Source organism: Nesterenkonia haasae (assembly GCF_010119385.1).
GTDB lineage: Bacteria > Actinomycetota > Actinomycetes > Actinomycetales > Micrococcaceae > Nesterenkonia > Nesterenkonia haasae.
Map to the genome: position 1 here is coordinate 287,406 of NZ_VFIE01000017.1, position 22,906 is coordinate 310,311.

At 60.0% G+C, this 22,906-nt stretch carries 19 protein-coding genes; 9 read left to right on the forward strand and 10 right to left on the reverse strand.

Annotated elements, in window-relative coordinates:
• The first annotated feature begins 14 nt into the window (after positions 1–14).
• From FH975_RS01440 to FH975_RS01475, 8 genes are all read left to right on the forward strand, one after another.
• Positions 15–776 carry a YebC/PmpR family DNA-binding transcriptional regulator gene (locus FH975_RS01440; protein WP_153077588.1) on the forward strand — a complete coding sequence of 254 codons (762 nt, stop codon included), beginning with the start codon at positions 15–17 and terminating at the stop codon, positions 774–776.
• A 52-nt stretch (positions 777–828) separates the two neighbouring features.
• Positions 829–1,455, forward strand: coding sequence for a crossover junction endodeoxyribonuclease RuvC (gene ruvC, locus FH975_RS01445; RefSeq protein WP_328821724.1), 627 nt, complete (start codon positions 829–831; stop codon positions 1,453–1,455).
• Between the two features lie 83 nt (positions 1,456–1,538).
• Positions 1,539–2,174, forward strand: coding sequence for a Holliday junction branch migration protein RuvA (gene ruvA, locus FH975_RS01450; protein ID WP_162319705.1), 636 nt, complete (start codon positions 1,539–1,541; stop codon positions 2,172–2,174).
• A gap of 75 nt (positions 2,175–2,249) precedes the next feature.
• A complete protein-coding gene (gene ruvB, locus FH975_RS01455) occupies positions 2,250–3,272 on the forward strand; it encodes a Holliday junction branch migration DNA helicase RuvB (protein ID WP_162320031.1) in 1,023 nt (340 codons plus the stop codon).
• A gap of 32 nt (positions 3,273–3,304) precedes the next feature.
• Complete coding sequence (locus FH975_RS01460) at positions 3,305–3,736, forward strand: preprotein translocase subunit YajC (protein WP_162319706.1); 432 nt, start codon at positions 3,305–3,307, stop codon at positions 3,734–3,736.
• Positions 3,737–3,747: 11 nt separating this feature from the next.
• Complete coding sequence (gene secD, locus FH975_RS01465) at positions 3,748–5,670, forward strand: protein translocase subunit SecD (RefSeq protein WP_162319707.1); 1,923 nt, start codon at positions 3,748–3,750, stop codon at positions 5,668–5,670.
• The gene (gene secF, locus FH975_RS01470) at positions 5,670–6,824 is read left to right on the forward strand and encodes a protein translocase subunit SecF (protein ID WP_162319708.1); all 1,155 of its coding nucleotides are present in this window, start codon (positions 5,670–5,672) and stop codon (positions 6,822–6,824) included. Before secD ends, secF begins: the two co-directional genes overlap by 1 nt.
• Before the next feature lie 51 nt (positions 6,825–6,875).
• Complete coding sequence (locus FH975_RS01475) at positions 6,876–9,254, forward strand: RelA/SpoT family protein (RefSeq protein ID WP_194250981.1); 2,379 nt, start codon at positions 6,876–6,878, stop codon at positions 9,252–9,254.
• Here FH975_RS01475 and FH975_RS01480 read toward each other — a convergent pair.
• The 7 genes from FH975_RS01480 to lipB form a co-directional block, all read right to left on the reverse strand.
• Entirely contained in the window at positions 9,218–9,982 is a 765-nt protein-coding gene (locus tag FH975_RS01480; RefSeq protein ID WP_153077594.1) for a hypothetical protein, read from the reverse strand. The genes FH975_RS01475 and FH975_RS01480 overlap by 37 nt on opposite strands.
• A 40-nt stretch (positions 9,983–10,022) precedes the next feature.
• Positions 10,023–10,514 (reverse strand): Holliday junction resolvase RuvX, encoded by a 492-nt coding sequence (ruvX, locus tag FH975_RS01485; RefSeq protein ID WP_153077595.1) that lies wholly within the window; start codon positions 10,512–10,514, stop codon positions 10,023–10,025.
• 10 nt (positions 10,515–10,524) lie between these two features.
• On the reverse strand, positions 10,525–13,218 hold the full coding sequence (gene alaS, locus FH975_RS01490) for an alanine--tRNA ligase (protein ID WP_162319709.1): 2,694 nt from the start codon (positions 13,216–13,218) through the stop codon (positions 10,525–10,527).
• 207 nt (positions 13,219–13,425) lie between these two features.
• Positions 13,426–14,058 (reverse strand): 30S ribosomal protein S4, encoded by a 633-nt coding sequence (rpsD, locus tag FH975_RS01495; RefSeq protein WP_162319710.1) that lies wholly within the window; start codon positions 14,056–14,058, stop codon positions 13,426–13,428.
• A 214-nt stretch (positions 14,059–14,272) separates the two neighbouring features.
• Positions 14,273–15,058 (reverse strand): DUF4191 domain-containing protein, encoded by a 786-nt coding sequence (locus FH975_RS01500; protein ID WP_162319711.1) that lies wholly within the window; start codon positions 15,056–15,058, stop codon positions 14,273–14,275.
• A gap of 107 nt (positions 15,059–15,165) precedes the next feature.
• Positions 15,166–16,146, reverse strand: coding sequence for a lipoyl synthase (gene lipA / locus FH975_RS01505; RefSeq protein WP_162319712.1), 981 nt, complete (start codon positions 16,144–16,146; stop codon positions 15,166–15,168).
• A 56-nt stretch (positions 16,147–16,202) separates the two neighbouring features.
• Positions 16,203–16,934, reverse strand: coding sequence for a lipoyl(octanoyl) transferase LipB (lipB, locus tag FH975_RS01510; RefSeq protein WP_162319713.1), 732 nt, complete (start codon positions 16,932–16,934; stop codon positions 16,203–16,205).
• A gap of 115 nt (positions 16,935–17,049) precedes the next feature.
• Here lipB and FH975_RS01515 point away from each other — a divergent pair, with 115 nt between their 5' ends.
• Positions 17,050–18,015, forward strand: a complete 966-nt coding sequence (locus tag FH975_RS01515; protein WP_268896655.1) for a protein kinase domain-containing protein — start codon at positions 17,050–17,052, stop codon at positions 18,013–18,015.
• 43 nt (positions 18,016–18,058) lie between these two features.
• Here the strand turns inward: FH975_RS01515 and sucB are convergent, their stop codons facing one another.
• Genes sucB through FH975_RS01530 form a run of 3 tightly spaced genes read right to left on the reverse strand, consistent with a single transcriptional unit; the run spans position 18,059 to position 22,875 of the window.
• Positions 18,059–19,864: a 2-oxoglutarate dehydrogenase, E2 component, dihydrolipoamide succinyltransferase gene (sucB, locus tag FH975_RS01520; protein ID WP_162319715.1), complete on the reverse strand. Its 1,806-nt coding sequence runs from the start codon at positions 19,862–19,864 to the stop codon at positions 18,059–18,061.
• A 38-nt stretch (positions 19,865–19,902) separates the two neighbouring features.
• On the reverse strand, positions 19,903–21,267 hold the full coding sequence (lpdA, locus tag FH975_RS01525) for a dihydrolipoyl dehydrogenase (RefSeq protein WP_162319716.1): 1,365 nt from the start codon (positions 21,265–21,267) through the stop codon (positions 19,903–19,905).
• 57 nt (positions 21,268–21,324) lie between these two features.
• On the reverse strand, positions 21,325–22,875 hold the full coding sequence (locus FH975_RS01530) for a leucyl aminopeptidase (protein WP_162319717.1): 1,551 nt from the start codon (positions 22,873–22,875) through the stop codon (positions 21,325–21,327).
• Between the last annotated feature and the right edge of the window lie 31 nt (positions 22,876–22,906).

Sequence of the window (22,906 nt, forward strand, 5' to 3'; positions counted from 1 at the left end):
GCACGAGGAGAACTATGGCCGGTCACTCCAAATGGGCCAATACCAAACATCGCAAAGCCGCAGTAGATGCTAAGCGCGCAAAGATCAACGGCAGGTACATCAAGCACATCGAAGTTGCTGCACGTAATGGGGGCCCGGACGTTGAGGGAAATCCCGCCCTGGCGCTGGCTGTTCAGAAAGCCAAGAAAGAGTCGGTGCCCAATGACAACATTGATCGAGCGATCAAGCGCGGTGCTGGGCTGACAGGTGACGCTGTCGAATACGAAGAGATCACCTATGAGGTCCGCGGTCCAGCAGGTTCTGCGCTGCTGGTGGAATGCCTCACCGATAACCGCAACCGTGCCGCCGCCGATGTGCGTACCGCAGTCACCCGTTCCGGGGGGACGGTCGCAGATCCCGGCTCGGTGGCTTATATGTTCCAGCGCAAGGGTGTGGTCACGGTGCCCACCGCCGACGGGGTGACGGAGGATGACCTCCTCGCAGCCGTTCTGGAGGCAGGCGTGGAAGAGGTGCTGGAACGTGAGGAGCACTTCGAGGTGCACTCTGAGCCCACCGACCTGCAAGAGGTGGTCAAGGGGCTCGACGACGCCGGCATTCGGTATGACTCCGATGATGTTGCCTTTGTGTCAGAGATGAAGATTGACCTGGAGCTCGATGACGCCAAGAAGTTCATCCGACTCCACGATGCCTTAGATGATCTGGACGATGTGCAGAGCATCCACACCAATGCTGACCTGAGCTCCGAGACACTCGCTGCTCTTGAGGCCGAGACCTAGGAGCAGAATAATCGCAGTCCAACGCGTAGCCTCCACTGCTGGAACGTCCCATGTGGCCCAGCGGATCATGGGCGTTGATCCAGGTCTGACCCGCTGCGGGTTCGCCGTGGTCGAGATGCAGCCCAACCGGTCGGGCGAGTCTCTGCATGTGGAGGTCAAAGGCACCAACAGCGCCGAGGACCTGGCAGTCCGGATACTGGAGATCCAGCGGGCGGCTGAGACCCTGCTGGACCGATTCGCTCCGGATGTGCTTGCCATCGAACGCGTATTCGCCTCTTCCAACGCCCCGACGGCGATCGCCACAGCCCAGGCTTCTGGTGTGGTGATCGCTGCTGCGGCCGCCCGGGGGATTCCGGTAGCTTGGCATACGCCCTCAGAGGTGAAAGCCGCGGTCACTTCCGACGGCCGAGCGGAGAAAGGCGCGGTGGCCAGAATGGTGCAAAAAATCCTCAGTCTTCCGGGGCTTCCCAAGCCCGTAGACGCTACCGATGCCTACGCTGTCGCGATCTGCCACGGGTGGCGTTCCGGAGTGGGCGCGAAATACAGCATGACCGCAACAACCCAGACCCACCAGGGGTCACGTACTGCACTGCAGAAGGCGGCAGCAAACAACGCAGGAGCTCTCACTGCCGCGCAACGCGCCTGGCAGGAAGCCGAGCGGCGCGCCACGCGGCGCTGATTCACCCTGCGATGGGTAAGGAACCGATATCCTAATCGAAGATAGTTTCTATTCCGCAGCGTCCGATTCACATGAGGTGACCGATGATCTCCAGTATCCGTGGTGAGGTGCTCCATGTGGGGCTCGACCGAACAGTGGTGGAAGTCTCCGGCTTCGGGTTGACTGTTCACGCCACTCCTCAGACGCTCGGGGGCCTGCGTGCTGGACAGCACGCTTTCCTGCACACCAATTTCGTGCCGCGGCAGGATGAGGCCCCTTTGCTGTTCGGCTTCGCCGATTCAGACGAGCGCGAGATTTTCACCACTCTGCTCGGCATCTCTGGCGTCGGACCCCGGCTGGCGCTGGCCGTACTGAGCGTCCACACTCCTCATGAGGTGCGTCTAGCGATTCGCGACTCGGACACTTCAGCATTCACCAAGGTGCCTGGTATCGGGAAGAAGACCGCTCAACGCATTCTGCTTGAGCTCGCCGGCAAACTCATCATCGACCCAGAAACACCTGCCCCCGGGGAAAGGCAGAAAGCTGCTTCTTTGCCGACTGACGTCACCAAGGCGGAAGTCCGGGCCGCCCTCACATCGCTGGGGTGGACGGAAAGAGATGCAACTCAAGCCCTAGACGACGCGCTCTCGGCTGATCCGGATCTGATTGACGCCGGCACATCCACTGTGCTCCGGACGGTGCTCCGAGCGCTGGGTACCGCGAAAGCGAGCACCGGATGACCGTGGCGGGAACCCGAGAATTGGAAGGCACTCTAAGGGCTGAGGAGGACCGTGAGCGGTACTGATCCACGGGAGCTGGTCGGGGCAGCTCCGGCCGTTGAGGAGAAAGCTCTTGAAGCTGCTCTGCGGCCCAAAGCTCTGGATGATTTTGTCGGGCAGACCACCGTGCGCACTCAGCTGTCCCTGGTTCTGCAGTCTTCGCGGATGCGGAACACGGCCGCTGACCATGTGCTCCTGTCAGGCCCGCCAGGCTTAGGCAAGACCACATTGGCCATGATCATCGCAGGTGAGATGCAGGCGGCCCTACGCATCACCTCGGGTCCCGCTATCCAACATGCCGGTGATCTGGCTGCGATTTTGTCGTCGTTGACCGACGGTGAGGTCCTGTTCATTGACGAGATTCACCGAATGTCCCGACCCGCCGAAGAGATGCTCTACATCGCGATGGAAGACTTCCGGGTAGACATCATTGTTGGGAAGGGAGCTGGCGCGACCTCAATACCTCTTGAGCTTTCTCCCTTCACGCTGGTCGGAGCGACCACCCGGGCGGGGCTGCTTCCAGGGCCGCTGCGTGACCGATTTGGTTTCACCGGCCACCTGGAGTTCTACAGCCCGGAGGAGCTTCAGAAAGTGCTGCGCCGCTCGGCCGGAATGCTGGACACGCAGGTCACCTCCGAAGGTTTCGTCGAGATCTCATCACGTTCGCGGGGCACACCCCGTATCGCCAACCGCCTGCTGCGCCGAGTACGGGACTGGGCACTAGTGCATGGGGTGGACCTGGTGGACATTGAGGCGGCCTCCCAGGCGCTTGACACCTACGAGGTGGATTCACTGGGTCTGGACCGCCTGGACCGTGCGGTGCTGGAGGCCCTGTGCAAGAAGTTTCGTGGTGGCCCAGTTGGACTGTCCACTCTTGCCATCCTGGTAGGTGAGGAGACCGAGACCGTTGAAACAGTCGCCGAACCATATCTGGTGCGCGAAGGTCTCCTGGCGCGCACTCCACGAGGGCGGGTTGCTACTCAGGCGGCCTGGGAGCACCTCGGGCTCACTCCGCCTGCGGAGAGTGACGAAAAGACGTCTCCGCTGTGGAATGAGTAAATGTACAGCTTGTACTGTTAGGGTGGCCGGTTGTGATTGACTCCTTGACACTGCATCTGTTCCCCGTGGCCGCAAACACCCCCGTTGCTGGCGGAGAAGGCGGTGAAGCCGGCGGCAGCGCAATCTTCATGCTCTTGATGTTCGGGCTGTTGGCGCTGTTTATCTTTGCGACGTGGCGGCGCAGTCGTAAAATGCGCGAAGATGTGCGCAAAGCCAATGAGGGAGCCGTTGTAGGTGCTGAAGTAGTGACAGCCGGCGGGATCGTTGGCCGGGTGATCAGCCGCGATGACGAACGTCAGCGCATTACCCTCGAATTCTCCCATGGAGATCGTATGGACTTTCTCCTTCAGGCCGTTCAGCAGGTCATTGAGCCGGATCCCGACCTGGCAGCTGACATCCATGCGTTGGACCCGGATCAGACAGACACTGACCCCACCGCACCTGACAACTCCGATCCTCGATAGCAGCAGCACTGATGGCCGCATCAAAACCCGTGCGGAGGGCACGCGCCGCACTCGTCGTCCTCTTTCTGCTGCTCATCGGCATGGGCGGCGGACTAGCGTATGGCGTCCAGCAAGGACAGGCCCAGTGGGCCCCGCTGCTGGCCCTCGACCTCGAGGGCGGAACCCAAATGGTGCTCTCTCCGCAGGTCGAGACGGGTGAAGAGATTGACGACGATCAGCTTGAACAGGCGGTGGAGATCATCCGCCAGCGTGTCGATGGTACCGGTGTGGCCGAGGCGGAGATCGCAGTCCAAGGTGCTGAGAACGTCGTGGTGGGAATGCCGGGGGTACCCGATGAAGAGACCCGCGAACTGATCCAAGCCAGTGCCGCCATGGAGTTTCGGCCGCTGCTCGACTCCCGGTTCGACACGAACTATGTCGAAGAGATGCGCATCGAAGAAATTGCGGAGAACCCCGATCTGACAGATGAGGAAAGAGAAGAGATCCTCAGTCAAGTCGAGGCCCTGGAAGAGGACGAGGAATTCGAAGAAGATGAGCAGGCCAGACCTGAGGACTTCGACGAACCCACCGCCGAACCAGAACACAATTCAGACCTGAACTGGATCACCCCTGAACGTGCCGCTGACTTTTACAACTACGAGTGCACTCGGGACCTGCCTCTGGCCGAACGCGAAGCCCAGGAGCCCGATGAGCCACTGATTACCTGCAACCCGGATACTGGTGAGGTGCTCCTGCTGGGTCCGGTTGATGTGGACGGTGACAATATCGACGACGCCAGTTGGGGTACCGAATCCCGTCAGGACGGCACCCCCACGGGAGCATACGAGACTGTCATCCATTTCGACTCCACCGGTACGGAGCAGTTCCGGGAGTCTTCGACCCGCCTCTTCGGCTACGAGCAGGGGACTCCACAAAACCGATTCGGGATTGTCCTGGACGGTCAGGTCGTCGTGGCGCCGAACATGATCAGCCCGATCACCGACGGCAACGCCCGCATCACAGGCGGCTACACCGATGAGGAAGCCCGCAATCTCGCTGAACAGCTGCGCTACGGCTCACTGCCCATCTCCTTCCAGATTGAGTCCGAACAGCAGATTTCAGCCACACTCGGGTCCGACCAGTTGCGTATGGGCCTTCTCGCCGGCATCATTGGGCTGATCCTCACTGCTGGCTACGCCGTGTACCAGTACCGGGCACTGGCCTTGGCCGTGACTATCCCATCCCTCATTGTGGTGGGTCTCATCACGTGGTGGGCCATCTCGCTTTTAGGATGGTCAGACGGCTACCGGCTTTCGCTGGCCGGCATCGCTGGGTTGATCCTCTCCATCGGCCTCACCGCGGACTCCTTTGTGGTGTACTTTGAGCGCGTCAAAGACGAGCTGAGAGAAGGACGGTCCCTCGCGGGGGCCGTTGAAGCTGGTTGGTCCCGAGCCAGGCGAACCATTCTCGCGTCCAAAGCAGTGAACATCATCGCCGCTGTCGTGCTGTATCTGGTGGCGGTAGGCAATGTGCGGGGTTTTGCGTTCACCCTCGGACTCACAGCGCTGATCGATGTGATCCTCGTCTTCCTCTTCACGCATCCGCTGATGCAGCTATTGGCCCGGCGCAAGTTCTTCGCCGCCGGTAAACGATTCTCAGGTCTCAGCGCTAGAGAGCTGGGCGTGGACGTCCTCTACAAGGGGGCCGGGCGCTTTGCCCGATCTCAGGTGGTCTACTCCGACCACGCTGCTGCGGCCGTCGTCGGCGGTGCCAGGGAAGGGGAGGCCTCACCGCTCGGGGGTGCCGCGGATGGCGCCAGGTCCGACTCGCGACGCGATGTTCCAGATATATCGGACGAACAGTGGGCAAATATGACAATCGCCGAGCGGCGGAAGGCCCGGCAAGACCGCCTTCACGAGCAGGAGCAGTCAATGGCAGAGGGGGCTGATCGCTGATGGCCGCAGGATTCGCCACAGCAGGCAATCAGCTCTACACCGGTGAGCGGTCTTATCCGTTCGTGCAGCGGTCGAACCTGTGGTTCCTCCTTGCAGCGCTGCTGGTTGCCGTTTCCATCGCGATACCTTTCGTCCGCGGGGGTTTCAACTTCGGCATCGAATTCACTGGAGGCAGTGAGTTCACCATTTCCCAGACTGAGAACACGGACATTGCCATCGGCGAAGATGCGGTCCAGGATGTCTCCGGTCAGGAAGCTGTTGTCACTCAGATCACGGATCAGACGATTCGTGTGCAGACTGAAGAGCTCGATGAAGAACAGACTCTAGAGGTCGGTCAGGCTCTCCAGGAGGGTTACGGAGTCGGACCGGACCAGGTGTCCTCCACTTTCATCGGCCCTGTCTGGGGTGAGCACGTCTCGCAGCAGATGATGATCGGCTTAGGGGTCTTCCTGCTGCTTGTATCGGTCTACATGGCCCTGTACTTCCGAACCTGGAAGATGTCCGTAGCGGCCATAGGGGGACTCGGGTTCGTCGTCGTGGTGACGGTTGGCATCTATTCAGCCACTGGGTTCGAAGTCACCCCAAGTGCGATTATCGGTTTCCTCACCATCTTGTCCTACGCGTTGTACGACACGATGGTGGTGTTCGACAAGATACGCGAAAACGTTCGACCGCTGAAAGAGCAGAAGGACCAGACGTTTACGGAGCGGGTAAACCTCGCGATTAATCAAACTTTGGTCAGATCAATCAACACCTCCGTAGTAGGCATACTCCCGGTAGGCTCCATCCTCTTCATCGGCTCCTGGCTCCTAGGCGCTGGCACGCTGAGGGACATTGCCCTCGCATTGTTCACGGGGATTATCGTGGGCACCATCGCGACCATTTTCGTACAGGCCCCGCTGTACGCCCGGATGCGGCGCGGTGATTCTGATGTCGTTGCTCACACTGAGCTCGTCCTCAACCTGCGTAAGGACCGAGAGGTCGGCGCCGTGACGTACTCGGGGACTCCCATGGATGAGAACGGGAAACCAGTGGCGTTCCCGCCGCTGCCCGAACCGGACGAACCTGATGACGTTGAGGATGTAGAGATTCTGGATTGGGACTTGGTCGTCAGTGGCGACACGCCGGAATCTTCAGGCGATGAACAGCGTTAGACTGTCTCCACATTGCATGCCAATTGTCATGAGGGAGCAGGCACCACGAGCGTGAACAGTAACAGCGCACCGGTTACAGGGGCGGCGGCCACAGCCTCCGAACAAGACCCCACCACAACAGCGGGTACTCACACAGCACCCGTTCGCCGGTCGCGCGCTGTTGGGTCGCTCGCCCAGTCCGAGGACTCCCCACTATTGGAGCCCCTGCTCAGGGCAGTGCGGGCCAACCGCGCAGAGAATGACTTCCCGCTGATCCGTAGAGCTTTTGCCGCCGCAGAGCATCACCACAGAGGCCAGAAGCGCAAATCAGGCGATCCCTACATCACCCACCCCGTTGCGGTCGCCACCATCCTTGCCGAACTGGGCCTCAATGGGTCGACACTGGCTGCTGCGCTGCTCCACGACACCGTGGAGGACACCGACTACAGCCTGGAGGAGCTCACTACCGAATTTGGGGAGGAGATCAGCCAGCTGGTAGACGGGGTGACCAAGCTGGACAAACTGAAGTTCGGCGACGCCGCACAGGCCGAAACAGTGCGCAAGATGGTCTTGGCAATGGCCAAAGACATTCGGGTGCTGATGATTAAGCTCGCCGACCGGCTCCACAACGCCCGGACATGGCGCTACGTGCCACCGGAGAAGAGCGCGCGCAAAGCCAAAGAGACCCTGGAGATCTTTTCTCCATTGGCTCACCGACTCGGCATGAATACTCTGAAGTGGGAACTGGAGGATCTGTCTTTCGCTGCCCTCTATCCAAAGGTGTATGAGGAGATCGTCCGGTTGGTGGGTGATCGCACACCGCAGCGGGAGAAGTTCCTCTCCCAGGTACGCGAAACCATTGCCGATGACCTCAACGGGTCAAGTATCTCGGCAACCATAACGGGCCGACCCAAGCACTACTACTCGATCTACCAGAAGATGATCGTGCGAGGAAAAGAATTCGACGACATTCATGACCTGATGGGTGTCCGCGTTCTCGTTGATTCGGTGCGGGACTGCTATGCAGCTCTTGGTGCACTCCACGCGCGGTGGTCCCCGCTGCCTGGCAGGTTCAAAGACTATATCGCCATGCCGAAGTTCAACATGTATCAGTCACTGCACACGACAGTTCTGGGCCCGGCCGGGAAGCCCGTTGAGGTGCAGATCCGCACTCATGAGATGCACAGGCGAGCCGAGTACGGTGTGGCAGCTCATTGGAAGTACAAACAGGACCAGCGTCCTAGCCAAGGCGGACAACAGGACGACGCCGCAGCCTCGGCTTCACCAGCTAAGGGCGCCACTCAACAGTCACAAGCCACTGAGGACATCGGTTGGCTGCGCTCCCTTGTGGACTGGCAGTCCGAAACGACTGACCCAGATGAATTCCTAGAGTCACTGCGCAACGAGATCAATACCCGTGAGGTGTTCGTCTACACCCCCAAAGGGGAGGTCATTTCGTTGCCTGCTGGGGCCACGCCGGTGGACTTCGCGTACGCGATCCATACCGATGTGGGACACAAGACAATTGGTGCGCGGGTCAACGGCAAACTGGTGCCGCTGAGCTCGGAGCTCAATCATGGTGACTGGGTCGAGATCTTCACCTCGAAAGCAGAAGGCGCGGGTCCTTCTAACGATTGGCTGATGTTCGTTAAGTCAGCCCGGGCTCGGAATAAGATTCGGCATTGGTTCTCCAAAGAACGCCGCGAAGAATCAATCGAGCGCGGCAAGGAAATGCTCACCAAAGCAACTCGGAAATCAAATCTTCCCCTACAGAAGGTCATGAACCCCGATGTGCTGCTGACAGTGGCTGAAGAGCTTCACTACACCGATATCTCCGGCCTTTACGCAGGAATCGGCGAAGAGCACGTCTCTATCCAGAACGTCCTTGATCACCTCAGCTCACTCTTCGACACGGACGAAGAGGAGTCCGAGGAGCACGACATCACCCCCATTACCTCGCCGTCAACTCGACCCTCGGAGTACTCCGATGCAGGGGTGACGGTCAGAGGTGCCGGCAATGTCCTGGCCAAATTGGCCCGATGTTGCACCCCGGTGCCGCCCGATGACATCGAGGGGTTTGTCACACGAGGCCAAGGAGTCTCGGTTCACCGTGCCGACTGCCGCAACGTCAAGCAGCTCAGGGAACAACCGGGCCGTCTTGTAGAAGTGGATTGGGCACCCACCAAATCTTCGGTCTTCTTAGTGGAAATTCAGGTAGAGGCCCTCGACCGGAAGTCACTCCTCTCAGACGTCACTCGCACGCTTGCCGAGTCTCAAGTCAATATTCTCTCCGCCACGGTTCAGACCTCTCGAGACCGAGTGGCAGTGTCGCGTTTCAGTTTTGAGATGGGCGACCCACGCTATCTGAACCATGTGCTGAACTCGGTGCGGCGGATCGACGGGGTCTATGACGTCTACCGGACTGTCGGTAAGCGGCGCGAAACGCACTGATTCACTAGTTGCCGGATCCTCTCTCGACGGCGATGATCCCAGCTGGTCCGGGATACGATCCGCATCACCGTATCCGCCAGCTCCTCAGCACTTGCATCCGTTTGCCGCATCAGCTGGGAGATCAAGTACCAACGCTGATGCAGAGTGCTCTCATCTTCAGCCCCGATAGCGACGACGTCCTCATCTCTACCCAGCAGAGGTTCGTGGGCTGCCGGCCACTGCTGAAGAATCCGATCAACGCGAGATCCGCCCTCCAGCAGCAAGTCTAGGGCCCGTCTGAGGTGCCGCACACCGATCCCACAGAACAGATCCCCTGCGGTACGCAGAGCAGTTGTGCAGCACAGCGGCCCGTAGATCTGTTTCTCATCATCGCTGAGCGCGGCCCTATGCACTTGTACGCCTAGAGGTGATGATTGGTGAATGGTATGCCGGCCTACAATGACGCTGACCCGCTCCGGGGCAGAGATGCCCAAGTGGACCCAGGCCGCGCTCTCACCGCAGAGAATAGACGTTTCGGCCAATGACGGATTCAGCAGTGCGTGGGCACCGGCGGCGCGCAGCTCTGGCGAGTCAGTGAGGACAGATTCTGTATACACATCAGCGATGAGATGCCGCATGATTCCACGATGGGTCATGGTCTGCAGCTCTTCGGAGGAGAAGGGGAGACCGGGACGGTACAGATGGTCCTTGAGCGAGAACTCTCCTGAGACGGGACATGTAACCTGCATAGGTTCAGCATGACCGTTCGGGGGTCACGGCGACAAGGACCTAGGCCGAGTTGTGGATAACCAGAGTACCTGGTTCTGCTCCCTGGGCGGCGCGTATATCGAGGGCGTGGGTGAGAATTTCCACGGCCGCAGCCTGATCAATGGCCGCGCGTTGATTCCGCGATTCGACCCCCGAGGCGCGCATCTTCTCCGATGCCGAGACTGTTGACAGACGCTCATCGATGAGCCGTACCTGCACATGGTGCAGCTCTGCAGAGCAGTACTCCACCAGCGCCCGGGCAAACTCACGTGCCTTTTGAGTGGATGGGGTCTCGACTCCTGAGAGTGAAAGCGGAAGCCCCACATACACCACCTTGCAGTCACGGTCCTGGATAATTCGGGTGATCATCCGCAGGTCGGATCCCTGGTTCTTATCGCGACGAAGCGTCATCACCGGGGTTGCCAGTAGTGCATCCGGATCTGAGGCTGCCAGTCCCACCCGAGCGTCGCCTACGTCGACTGCAAGTCGCACACCTGCGCGTTCAGAAGTCATAGCGCTGCGATCATCGGTTCTGCACGGCGGCAAGCACGGAACGAAGCGCATCGTCGATCTTAGCGGGATCTTGGCCACCGCCCTGGGCTAGGTCAGGCTTTCCTCCGCCACCACCGCCGAGGACAGCACAAGCTTGCTTGACCAAATCACCGGCTGAAAGACCTTCAGTGCGGGCAGCGTCCGTAGTGCCCACCACCACGACCGGTCGGCCTTTCGCCTCAGCAGCGACTGCGACCACCGCCGCCTGGGCCCCAAAACGGCCACGAAGGTCCATGACCAACTGCCGCAGATCATCACTCTCAGCCGACCCGGCGTGGTAGGTGAGAACGGTGACTCCGCCGGCGTCGACAGCCTGATCCAGAAGCTGACCGGCCTGGTGACGAAGCTGCTCAGATCGGAGTCGTTCCAACTCGCGCTCAGCGTCCTTCAGCTTCTGGAGGGTGGCGGAAATGCGGTCCGGTACCTGATCGGCTGGCACTTTGAGCATTTCTGTCAGCTGGTTGACAAGAGTCCGTTCGGCCGCGAAGTGCTTGAAAGCGTCGAGCCCCACGAGGGCCTCAACACGACGGTTGCCGGACCCGACGGAGGCCTCCGAGAGCAGGGCGAGAGTGCCGATTTCGGCGGTGGACGTTACGTGAGTGCCGCCGCAGAGTTCGCGAGACCAGGGGCCGTTGACCTCGACGACTCGGACTTCATCGCTGTACTTCTCACCGAAGAGCATCATAGCCCCTAGCGCTTTGGCCTCGTCTAGGGCCATGGTCTTAGTCTCTACGGCATAGTTGTCTCTGATCGAGAGGTTCGATATCTCTTCCAGCTCTTGGCGGGCACCGGGGGAGAGGGCGTCGTCGTGTGTGAAGTCGAAGCGCAGGTATCCTTCCTTATTGAAGGAGCCAGCCTGCACGGCGTCGGGACCCAACACATCGTGAAGAGCCGCATGCACAATGTGGGTGGCGGTGTGGGCCTTCTGCGCGTCGAGCCGTCGCCGGACATCGATGGCGCCAAGCGCACGGGCGCCCACCGACACTTCGCCGTCGATGACTCTGGCTCGATGAACTGAAAGTCCCTTGATGGGCGACTGGACGTCCTGGACATCAATGACGAAGCCATCGCCGGTAATTTGGCCGGTATCGGCCGCCTGGCCACCAGCCTCAGCGTAGAAGGGTGTGGCGTCCAGGACCACTTCAATCTCCTGGCCAGCTGTCGCACTGGACTGAGCCTGGCCCGCGGCGAGGATTCCTATCACGGTCGCCTCTGTGGCGTGCTCAGTGTACCCCGTGAAATGAGTGGCAGAACCGCCCAGTATCTGCCGGTACAGCTCAGTGTCGGCGTGGCCTGACTTCTTGGCCTTGGCGTCAGCCTGGGCACGTCTGCGCTGCTCGGCCATCAACTTTCGGAACGTCTCTTGATCTACACGCACTTCCGCCTCCTCAGCCATTTCCAGGGTGAGGTCGATCGGGAAGCCGTAGGTGTCGTGCAGGGCGAATGCGTCATCCCCGGCTAGCGGCGTTCCTGAGGCTTTTGCGGCGGCGACCGCTGATTCCAGCCGCGCGGTGCCCGCACTGATGGTTCGCAGAAAGGCCTGCTCTTCCTTCACTGCGGTCGCATGGATGGTGTTGAAGCGTTCCGCAACGTCTGGGTAGACGCCTTTCATGGCGTCCTTGGAGACGGGGATGAGTTCGCCGAATACAGGCTTCTCCACACCCAACAGACGCATACCAAGGATGACGCGCCGGATGAGCCGACGCAGAATGTAGCCGCCGCCTTCATTGGATGGTCGAACACCATCGGATATCAGCATCAGCGCGCTTCGGGTGTGATCGGCGATCATCCGCAACCGAACATCAGTTGCGTGGTTCGGATCAGAGGGATCTTCAGTTGAGGTATACGTGACACCAGCCATTTGCGCGGCGCGGTCCAGGACAGGGCGGACTTGGTCCGTTTCATACATGTTCTCGGCGCCCTGGAGGATCATCGCCAGGCGTTCGAGACCGAGGCCGGTGTCGATGTTCTTGTTCTCCAGCGGTCCAGCAACCTCGAAGTCAGACTTGGAGTGGACGGCCGAGAGGCGGTACTGCATAAAGACCAGGTTCCAGATCTCCACATACCGGTCCTCATCGGCTGCAGGCCCGCCTTCAGCTCCATACGATGGGCCTCTGTCGTAGTAGATCTCTGAGCACGGTCCGCCCGGACCAGGCTGACCGGTGTTCCAGTAGTTGTCCTCTGGGCCGAACCGCTGGATGCGCGTCTCGGGCACACCCACTGTGTCCCGCCAGATTTGGAAGGCTTCGTCGTCGTGCTCGTAGACGGTAACCCACAACCGGTCAGGGTCTAGGCCAAATCCGCGCAGCCCGGTCTGGGGGTCCCCTGCGATGGGGGTGGTAAGCAGCTCCCATGCCATAGGGATGGCAGTCTCTTTGAAGTAATCGCCGAAGCTGAAGTTGCCGCACATTTGGAAGAAGGTTCCGTGGCGGGCAGTCTTGCCCACTTCTTCGATGTCTTCGGTCCGGATGCACTTTTGGACCGAGACAGCTCGTGGGTAGGGCGGGGTCTCAGCACCGGTGAAGTAAGGGATGAACGGCACCATGCCTGCAATGGTGAACAGCAGGGAAGGTTCCGGGGACACCAGCGAGGCTGACGGCACAATAGTGTGCTTCTTCGCACTGAAGTAGTCATACCAGGTGCGGGTGATGTCCTGCGACTTCATCGGGGGGTTCTCTCCTGCGGGTCAGACTTAACGACGACGGGGCGTGCCGAGTGTGTGGCGCCCGGCTCAGTTTACGTGAGGGGGAGTACGCAGAAAGCCCGCCGCATCCACCGGGGGACACGACGGGCTCTGCGTTGGCTCTGTGGGTGTGAACGGGTCCGCAGAGCGGATCACTTCACACCCCATGGGCCCATGGCCCAGAACCGATCAGCGTGCGTAGTACTCGACGACAAGCTGCTCTTCGCAAGTGACTGGAACCTCGGCGCGCTCTGGCCTGCGGACGAGAGTTGCCTGCAGAGAATCCAGGTCCACCTTCAAGTAACCCGGTACTGCCGGAAGAACTTCCTGGTGTGCACCTGCGGCCGCGATCTGGAAAGGCTCAAACTTCTCACTGCGCTCGTGAACGTGGACCATTTGGCCAGGCTTGACGCGGAAGGACGGACGGTCCACGCGCTTGCCGTTGACGAGAATATGGCGGTGCACCACGAACTGGCGCGCCTGTGCGATGGTGCGAGCGAATCCTGCGCGCAGCACGAGGGCGTCAAGACGTGATTCCAGGAGCTCGATCAGGTTTTCACCGGTGAGGCCTTCGCTCTGGCGTTTGGCTTCCTCGTAGTAACGGGTCAGCTGAGCCTCGCGAATGCCGTACTGGGCGCGCAGCTTCTGCTTCTCACGCAGACGCACTGCGTAGTCAGAGTCAGTGCGGCGGCGTGTGCGACCGTGCTGACCGGGGCCGTAGGGACGGCGGTCCAGGTATTTTTGAGCCTTGGGCGTCAGCGCGATGCCAAGTGCCCGGGAGGCCTTGACCGTGCGGCGCGCACGCAAAGGAGTTTTTGGCATAAAACGATACTTCTTTCTGCTTTCGGCATGTGTGTTTATTCGCTGTCATGGCAGTGGCATGACATGACCTGGCCTCCGAAGAAAAACTGAGGAGAGTCCGAGCTGCCGGTCGCTCGGTAACTACGGCGAAAGGTTCGCATTCGCCTGCCAGACAATCAGTGAGTCTATCAAAGATAGCGGCATGAGATGTCCAGGCTGGCTGGACAAGCGAGAGCTAGCCGCGCAACGCCTTGCGATCGGGCCGAGCACGCCACGGATCGACCCCCTTGGGGATGGGAGGTCTGCCGATTGGGAGGGTGGAGAGACGCCGCTCGACGGCGTGGACCTCGTGCTTGTTCAGTGACTTGTCCAGTTTCTTGATGTGCTTGGTGAGCTTGGACAGCGGGACCTGCTCGTGGCCGCGTCCAGTCTGAACAATATGCACTGGAACTTCATCTCTGAGAACCGGGCGTAGTCGCTTCTGGGCCTTGCTTGCCAGCTTTTTAGCACGCGCCGGTGGACCTTCGGTCACGAGCACCACGCCTGGCTTGCCGATGGCACGGAAGACGGCGTCTTGAGTCTTGGGGTCCATCTGAATGGGTTCCTCTGTGACGACCCATCCGCGGCGGAGAGTGTTCAGGGCAGCGGCCGCGGCGCCTGGACGTCCCTCGATACGGGCGAAAGCCGCCTTCTCCGCACGGCGGTTCATGATGATCATGGCAACGAGCAGTGCGAACGGCAACGACACGAATAGTGCCACAATCCAGTGGAAGAGGAACTGCGTGATGACAAAGACAACTGCAAACGTGACGACAGCGGCAAGCAGCATCCACCATGCGATGTTTGGGTCGTAGGTGCGGGTCATATTGAAGACCTGCTTGATGCGTGAGAAGAAGCCCTCGCCTGAGGCCTTCTTGGCCTTCCGGGACGCTTTGCGCTGCTTCTTTTCGGTCTTCTGCTGCTCGCGGAGCTTTTTCAGCTCAGCCTTAGCCTGCTGTTTGGAAATTCTGGAATCTGCCATGATGCACCCAGTCTACCGCAGGGCAGGTGAGGATTCGCCGTGGTGGTCCGGTCCGATTCCGCTTACCTTAGTGGTGGAATGCCAGCGCAGATCGGCACCCCGCTCCGCTAGAACCCGGCGGCCACGAGGGTGGCGGCCTCCTGCTTCGTCTGCCCGGAGGGTTCGATGTGAGAGAGCTCGTCCGGGATGGGCCAGCCCTTTTTCTGCATGGCCTTTGCCCAGAGCGACCCGGCCCGGTAGGAGGAGCGAACCAGAGGCCCGGACATCACACCGAGGAATCCGATTTCCTCCGCTTCCTGAGATATCTCCAAGAACTCCTGGGGCTTTACCCATCGGTCCACTGGCAAGTGGCGGGGTGTCGGCCGCAGATACTGCGTAATGGTGAGGAGGTCGCAGCCGGCGTCGTGCAAGTCCTGAAGAGCTTCTGAAATTTCCTCTCGGGTTTCACCCATACCGAGAATGAGATTGGACTTGGTGATCATCCCGTGGCTGCGGCCCTGCGTCAGAACGTCCATAGAGCGCTCGTAGCGGAATGCTGGGCGAATTCGGCGGAAGATACGTGGCACCGTTTCCACGTTGTGTGCAAAGACCTCAGGCTTGGACTCGCAGATACCAGCGATGTTCTCAGGCCGACCAGAGAAGTCGGGAATGAGAATCTCGACCCCGGTCCCAGGGTTGAGCTCGTGGATCTTTCGAATCGTCTCGGCGTAGAGCCACACTCCTTCATCGGGGAGGTCGTCGCGGGCGACACCGGTCACGGTGGCGTAGCGCAGTTGCATCTCCCGGACTGACTCGGCTACTTGCAGCGGCTCTGACTCGTCCAGGGCTGCTGGGCGGCCAGTGTCGATCTCGCAGAAATCGCACCGTCGCGTGCACGCGGAGCCGCCGATGAGGAACGTCGCCTCCCGATCTTCCCAGCATTCGAAAATATTGGGGCAGCCTGCTTCTTCGCAGACAGTGTGGAGCCCTTTTCCACCGACGCGCTTCTTCATGTCAGCAAACTCAGGGCCCATTTTGACCTTGGTGCGCATCCACTCGGGTTTGCGTTCCACCGGCACTGCGGCGTTCTTGGCTTCGACCCGGAGCATCCTGCGGCCCTCCGGGGCTATGGTTCCAGTTGCTGCCGCTGCTGGGGCGCATCCACTCACCGTGAGACCTCTTCCTCGAGCGTTGACTCTTTCTTGGCAGTGAGCAAGTCAGTGACACCAGAACTGGCTGCATCTGCCCGTGATGACACATAACGTGGGAGCACTGCCTGTAATTCCTCCGCAATCCGGGGAGCGATGTCGGCAGGCGTGACGGTCCGGCCGAGTTCGGCGCTGATCGTCGTCGTAGCAGCGTCGCTGATACCGCAGGGGATGATTTTTCCGAACGGGGCGAGGTCATTGGAACAGTTCAGTGCGAAGCCATGCATAGTCACCGAGCGGTGCACCCGGATACCGATTGCGGCGATTTTTCGAACATCGCCGTTGTCAGTGAGCCACACTCCGGAACGTCCCTCGACGCGGGTCGCGCTGATGCCGTAGTTCTCGGACAGGATCTTGATGATCACATTCTCGAGAGTGCAGACATAGTCCTTGACTGAGCTTCGATCTTGGAGGTGCAACAGTGGGTATCCCACCAGTTGTCCACGTCCGTGCCAGGTGAGTTTCCCTCCCCGGTCGACGTCAATAACGGGTGTGCCGTCTACCGGGCAGTCTTGCGGCTCCGTGCGTTTACCGGCTGTATACACATCGGCATGCTCAAGCAGAAGCAGCGTCGAGTCAGCCTCTCCACTGAGGATCTGGCTATGAAGCCGGCGTTGGAGCTCCCAGGCTTCGGCGTAGTCGACGAGCGCTGGATCGAAGCCAAGGTACCGGGTCTGCAAAACGGTCATGTCAATAGCGTAGCCCCTCGCTGCGAACATGACAGCTATGGGTCGCTTGATGGCTTCTGACGAGAAGTTGTGGATAACTCCTGCAGCCGCAGAGAATTGGGTGCATCCTGACTCTATGCACTATGACGACGACGCCCCGCCTCGAAATTTCAGTCCCCTACCTTCGCAGACTCCATGCGTTCCGGGTCTCGTTACGGAGCGTCTGTTGGGGATAGGGGGCCGAAGTTCGGTCTGGCTGGTGCGGCAAGGTCCCTCCGTTGCGCCAACTATTACGTGGGCAGGGGAGAACCCACCAAGAACTCTTGCTCTGAAAGTGCCCCTAGGTGCTCTCCGCACCGCCCCACCGCTGAGGTCGGCGCAGCGTGAGCTGGAAGCGATGCTGCCTCTGATGCATCAGTATCTTGTGCGACCCTGGGGTGTCGTAAGAACCTCAGATGGCCAGCCGGGACTGCTGCTGCAGCCCTTCACAGCCGGGTCACTAGCCCAACTGCGACGGGCTGTGGGAGTGCTGAATGCGGGGGAGTGTGTGACTGCTGTGAGTCCTATTGCACAGGCACTTGCACATCTCCACGAGTCGGGTGCAGCCCATGGTGATGTCACCGCAGCCAATATCCTGCTCACTCCGGAAGGCCGTCCTGCCCTAGGAGATTTGGGGGATTCCGTACTGCTGGGGATGGACAGCGCTCACGGGACACCAGAATCAGATGTGAAGTCCCTCGCAGCTGTGGCGTGGAGTTGTCTCACGGGTAGAGAGCCGGAAAGCGTGGATCGAAGACCACCGCTACAAAGTCTGGTGCCGGGGGTGTCTGATCAATTCGCGGAACTTCTCGAAGCAGCCCTGAGCGCTACACCGTCGCAACGCCCACTTGCTGGAGAGTTCGCGGCAGACCTTCATGAATGTGCATCTCCCGAACCGCTCGACATACTGTCAGCGGCGGATGACCACGCCTTGACGGAGGTGCCCACTGTGATCCCGCAGATGAGGCTGAGCAGCCCAGGGCGCAGTGCATGGAAGTGTCTGATTCGGCGCCTGCGCATACTCGTGCGGGGACCCGCCCGTAGGCGAGTCCCCGCACATTGAGTTGTCTCGAGCTAGCTCTGAAGCGTGCGCCCCGTCGCCACGGTTACAGGCCGAGCTGAGCGTCGAAGTTACCCTCTTCTAGGCGCCCCTTGAGGGTCTGCAGGAAGCGGCCAGCGTCTGCGCCGTCGACAATTCTGTGATCGTAGGTCAGCGACAGGTACATCATGTGGCGAATGCCGATGCTTTCCTGGCCTTCTTCGTCCGTGACGACCATTGGGCGTTTGACGATGGCACCAGGACCGAGAATGGCGACCTGTGGCTGGTTGATGATCGGAGTGTCGAACAACGCGCCGAAGGAGCCCAGATTGGTGATAGTAAAGGTGCCGCCGGAGAGCTCTTCGGGGCCTATCTTGTTCTCGCGTGTCCGTTTAGCCACATCGGATATCTTCTTTGCCATACCAGCCAGTGAGAGATCCCCTGCATCAGCAATCACTGGGACCATGAGTCCCTTTTCAGTGTCGACTGCGAAGCTCAGGTGCTCCGAGTCGTGATAGGTGATCTGCTTCTGGTCCTGGCTGTACTCAGCATTCAACACCGGATGCTGCTTAAGCGCTTCGGTGACCGCGACTGCGATGAAGGCCAAATAGGTGAGGTTCGCACCGTTCTGTTCTTTGAAGGCGTTCTTCGCCTTGGCCCGGAGATTCACGATTCGTGTCATGTCGATTTCGTGTACCTGGGTAAGCTGCGCCGAAATCTCCAGCGACTCGTTCATGCGCTGGGCGATGACCTGGCGGATACGCGGAGCTTTCTGTGTTGTGCCACGCTTCGCTGTGTCGACCTTCACTTCCGGTGCTGGCTTGGACGACTCCGCTGGTGCTTCAGCCGGTGATTCTGACTTCTTTGCCTCAGCAGCGTCGAGAACGTCCTGTTTGCGAATCCGTCCACCCACACCAGTGCCCTTGACGGACGACAGGTCCACGTCTTCTTTCTTTGCCAGACGCCGTACTAGGGGTGTGACATACCCCTCGGCTGAAGTGTCCTCAGAATCCTCAGACTTGGGTTTGGCCTTTGGCTCTTCCTTAGATTCAGCCTTGTCGGCCTTTTCCTTCGGCGCCTCCTCCTCGGCATCGTCAGCAGCCTGAGATTCCTCGGTGTCCGGCTCTGCCTCTTGCGTTTCGGGCTCAGGCTCTGAGGCCTCCTCAGCCTCGGGAGTGGGCTCCTCCGACGTGGTGGAGCCGGAAGAGCCGGAACCGACCAGTGCCAGCACGGCACCGACCTCGACTGTTTCGTCCTCAGAGACTTTGAGCTCCTGGACAGTACCGGCGACCGGAGACGGCACCTCGGTGTCAACCTTGTCGGTAGACACCTCCAGGAGAGGTTGGTCGACTTCCACCTCGTCGCCGACCTCGACCAGCCACCGAGTGACAGTGCCTTCGGTCACGGACTCACCCAAGGCAGGGAGCGTGACCTCTTCAGATTCTCCTCCGGTGTCGCCGGCAGGACTCTCCTCCTCCGGAGTCGCTTCGCCGCCTGCTGACTCGCCTGCTGCTGGAGTAGGGGCTTCCTCTTCAGCGGCCTCTTGCGTCTCTTCGGGCTCTTCGGCCTCAGTAGCAGCCTCTTCCTCTTCAGCTTCGGCGGCGTCGCCGTCCGAATCATCAGCACCTGCGTCAGACCCACTGCCTATCTTGATGAGGGGCGCACCGACCTCCACGGTCTCGTCCTCAGCTACGAGGAGCTCGTCCACAGTTCCGGCAACCGGTGAGGGGACCTCTGTGTCCACTTTGTCAGTGGAGACCTCCACGATGGGTTGGTCGACCTCTACCTCCTCTCCGACCTCGACGAGCCAGCGGGTGATAGTGCCTTCGGTGACTGACTCACCTAGTGCGGGAAGATTGACGGTCTCAGACATGGGTCCGGCTCCTACTCATGAGTTCTCTTGGATGCTTCTCAGCCGTGGAGGGGGTGACCGAAGAGAGCCATAGCGGCCTCTCCGAGTGCTTCGTTTTGTGTCGGGTGTGCGTGAAGGAGCGTTGCAACATCCTCGGGGTAGGCCTCCCAGTTGACGATGAGTTGAGCCTCACCGATCTGCTCACCAATCCGGCTTCCGATGCCATGAACGCCGACGATCGGACCGCCTTTTACAGCGATCATCTTAATGATTCCGGAAGTGCCCAGGATGGAGGACTTTCCGTTGCCGGCGAGGTTGTACTCGGTGACTTCGATGTCGTCCTTGCCGAACTTCTCCTCAGCCATAGGCTGGGTATACCCGATGGACATGATCTCGGGTTCGGAGTAAGTCACTTTGGGAATGTTGATGTCCTCAACAATCATCGGATTGTTGCCGGCGATTTCTTCTGCGACGAAGATGCCGTGCTGGAAGCCACGGTGAGCCAGTTGCAAGCCGGGGACGATGTCGCCGACGGCGTAGATGTTGCCCACTCCTGTGTGCAGTCGCTTGTCTGTCATAACGAAACCCCGGTCCAGGGTGATGCCCTGTTCCTCGAGCCCGAGGCCTTCTGTGACGGGGCCACGTCCGACCGCGACGAGGCAAATCTCTGCTTCAAAGGTTTTGCCGTCTTCGAGGGTGACTTTGACGCCGTCGGAGGTTTCCTCGACGTCTTTGAAGAAGGTGCCGACATTGAACGTGATGCCGCGCTTCTTGAAGGTCCGTTCCATGATTTTGATGATTGAGGGATCCTCATTGGGAACCAGGGTGGGCAGCCCCTCAATGATCGTGACGTCAACGCCGTAGGAGTTCCATGCGGAGGCGAACTCTGAGCCGATGACGCCGCCGCCGAGCACGATGGCCGATTTCGGAGTGTAGTCGAGCTCGAGAGCCTCTGTGGAGGTGATGATCTTGTCAGAGAGGGGCAGGCCGAATGTCTTGGAGGTGGAGCCGGTGGCGAGCACGATGTTCTTCGCCTTATATGTGGTGCCGTCAACCTCGACTTCATTCTGGGAGACGAGCTTGCCTTCTCCCTCGATGACCTGCACTTTGCGCATCTTCAGCAGCCCGGTGAGCCCCTTGAATTTTCCGGCAACGATGCCGTCCTTGTACTCCTTGATCTTGGCCATATCGACGCCGTTGAAATCGACGTGGACGCCGTATTTCTCTGACGATCGAGCTTCGTCGGCGATCTCTGCGGCATGCAGGTACGCCTTTGTCGGAATACACCCGGTGTGCAGGCAGGTGCCGCCCACCTTGCTCTTCTCCACAAGTGCTACGGAATAGCCGTGCTGGACACTGCGTAGAGCTGCGGCGTATCCAGCGCTGCCACCTCCGAGGACCAGTACGTCGAATTCTTCGGCCACGAGTCAGGCTCCTTTGGGGTGAGACGTTTGTCGCTTCATTGCTTGGTCGTCAGACTATCAGCGGGACAGGCCTTCGAGGTATGAAACCAGGGTTCGCACGGTCACACCCGTACCGCCCTTCGGTACATAGTTGTAGGCACCCTTTTCATTGAAGGCCGGGCCCGCGAGGTCAATATGTGCCCATGGGATCCTGTTGGACTCAGGGTCCAGAGCATCCTTGTCGGCATCGGTTCGCTGCGGAACAAACTCACGCAGGAAAGCCGCTGCGTTGAGCATCCCGCCTTCCCTGGCACCCAGATTTGTCAGGTCTGCGATGGGGGATTCGAAGCTGGTAATGGCTTCTTCGGGAATGGGCATGGCCCAGTGTGACTCGCCAGCGTCTTTGGAGGCTTCCACGATCCTGTCGCGCAGAGCGTCCTGCCCCATGACGCCGACAGTGCGCAGCCCGAGTGCGATCATTTGCGCGCCTGTCAGGGTGGCGACGTCAATGATTGCATCAGGGCTCTCCTCGCCAGCGGCGACGATCCCGTCAGCCATGACCAACCTGCCCTCTGCGTCTGTATTGAGCACCTCAACGGTCTTTCCACCATAGATAGTGATGACGTCTTCGGGGCGCTGGGCGGTCGATGAGGGCATATTCTCAGCCAGGCAGAGCCAACCCGTGACTTTCACGGGCAGATCCAAGTCGGCGGCAGCTCTCACCACGGCGGCTACGGTTGCGGCACCTGCCATGTCGAGTTTCATGGTGGTCATTGCGTTGGCCGGCTTCAGAGAAATGCCGCCGGTGTCGAATGTGATGCCTTTGCCAACCAGCGCTATATGGGCCACCGGTCGGGATGGGGAGTGCTCGATACGCACCAGGCGCGGTTTTCGGGACGAACCATTGCCCACACCCAGGAGGCCTCCGAAGCCATCCTTCTCCAGGTCTTTGTGGTCCCAGACCTTCACCTTGAGCTTGGTGCCCTTGGCGTTGGCTTTCACCACATCAGCAAAGGACTCGGGGTAGAGGTGGCTCGGCGGTGTGTTGACCAGATCCCGAGTCGCGCGCACAGCTGCAGCCACGACGCTGGCGCGAGCTACAGCTGGTTTCGTATGTTTGTCACGAAGCTCAGTGAGAACAGCGATCTCAGAGACGGGAGTCTTCGCCTTTGCCTCTTCTGAACCCTTGAAATGGGGAAAGTTGTAGGCCCCCAGTGCGGCCCCCTCGGCGACGGCGGCAACCTGTTCGACTGTCGCGGCGGGCAGTGCAAGAGCGACAGACTGCGCAGACGACAGTTGCCTTACGGCCGAACCGGCAGCCCGGCGCAGCGCTTCCAAGGACACTCCTCCATCAGGTTCTCCTGTGAGCTTGCCCACGCCGACTAGCACGAGAGTCTCCGACCGGTAACCGTCGACACCGGGAAGCCGCAACAACTGATCTGCAGCGCCCGAGGCGCCCAGCGCGGTGAGCGAGTCCGAGACTCCCTTAGCCGCTTTCTCGGCCAGTGGATTGGGCAGCAGCACCGGTCCCTCCGGGCCTTTGGCAACACCAAGCACTAGTGCGTCAGCGTCGACTTTCTGAATTGCAGAGGAAACGGCGGTCACGGTGGGAGCAAATTCACTAATCACAACTCTGATCCTATCCACATTCTGCGACCGA

Coding starts and splice junctions, on each gene's coding strand:
- FH975_RS01440 (WP_153077588.1), top strand. CDS start 15: ATGGCCGGTCACTCCAAATGGGCCAATACCAAACATCGCAAAGCCGCA.
- ruvA (WP_162319705.1), top strand. CDS start 1,539: ATGATCTCCAGTATCCGTGGTGAGGTGCTCCATGTGGGGCTCGACCGA.
- secD (WP_162319707.1), top strand. CDS start 3,748: ATGGCCGCATCAAAACCCGTGCGGAGGGCACGCGCCGCACTCGTCGTC.
- secF (WP_162319708.1), top strand. CDS start 5,670: ATGGCCGCAGGATTCGCCACAGCAGGCAATCAGCTCTACACCGGTGAG.
- FH975_RS01480 (WP_153077594.1), bottom strand. CDS start 9,982: ATGCAGGTTACATGTCCCGTCTCAGGAGAGTTCTCGCTCAAGGACCAT.
- ruvX (WP_153077595.1), bottom strand. CDS start 10,514: ATGACTTCTGAACGCGCAGGTGTGCGACTTGCAGTCGACGTAGGCGAC.
- alaS (WP_162319709.1), bottom strand. CDS start 13,218: ATGAAGTCGCAGGACATCACCCGCACCTGGTATGACTACTTCAGTGCG.
- rpsD (WP_162319710.1), bottom strand. CDS start 14,058: ATGCCAAAAACTCCTTTGCGTGCGCGCCGCACGGTCAAGGCCTCCCGG.
- FH975_RS01500 (WP_162319711.1), bottom strand. CDS start 15,058: ATGGCAGATTCCAGAATTTCCAAACAGCAGGCTAAGGCTGAGCTGAAA.
- lipA (WP_162319712.1), bottom strand. CDS start 16,146: ATGCTCCGGGTCGAAGCCAAGAACGCCGCAGTGCCGGTGGAACGCAAA.
- lipB (WP_162319713.1), bottom strand. CDS start 16,934: ATGACCGTTTTGCAGACCCGGTACCTTGGCTTCGATCCAGCGCTCGTC.
- FH975_RS01515 (WP_268896655.1), top strand. CDS start 17,050: ATGCACTATGACGACGACGCCCCGCCTCGAAATTTCAGTCCCCTACCT.
- sucB (WP_162319715.1), bottom strand. CDS start 19,864: ATGTCTGAGACCGTCAATCTTCCCGCACTAGGTGAGTCAGTCACCGAA.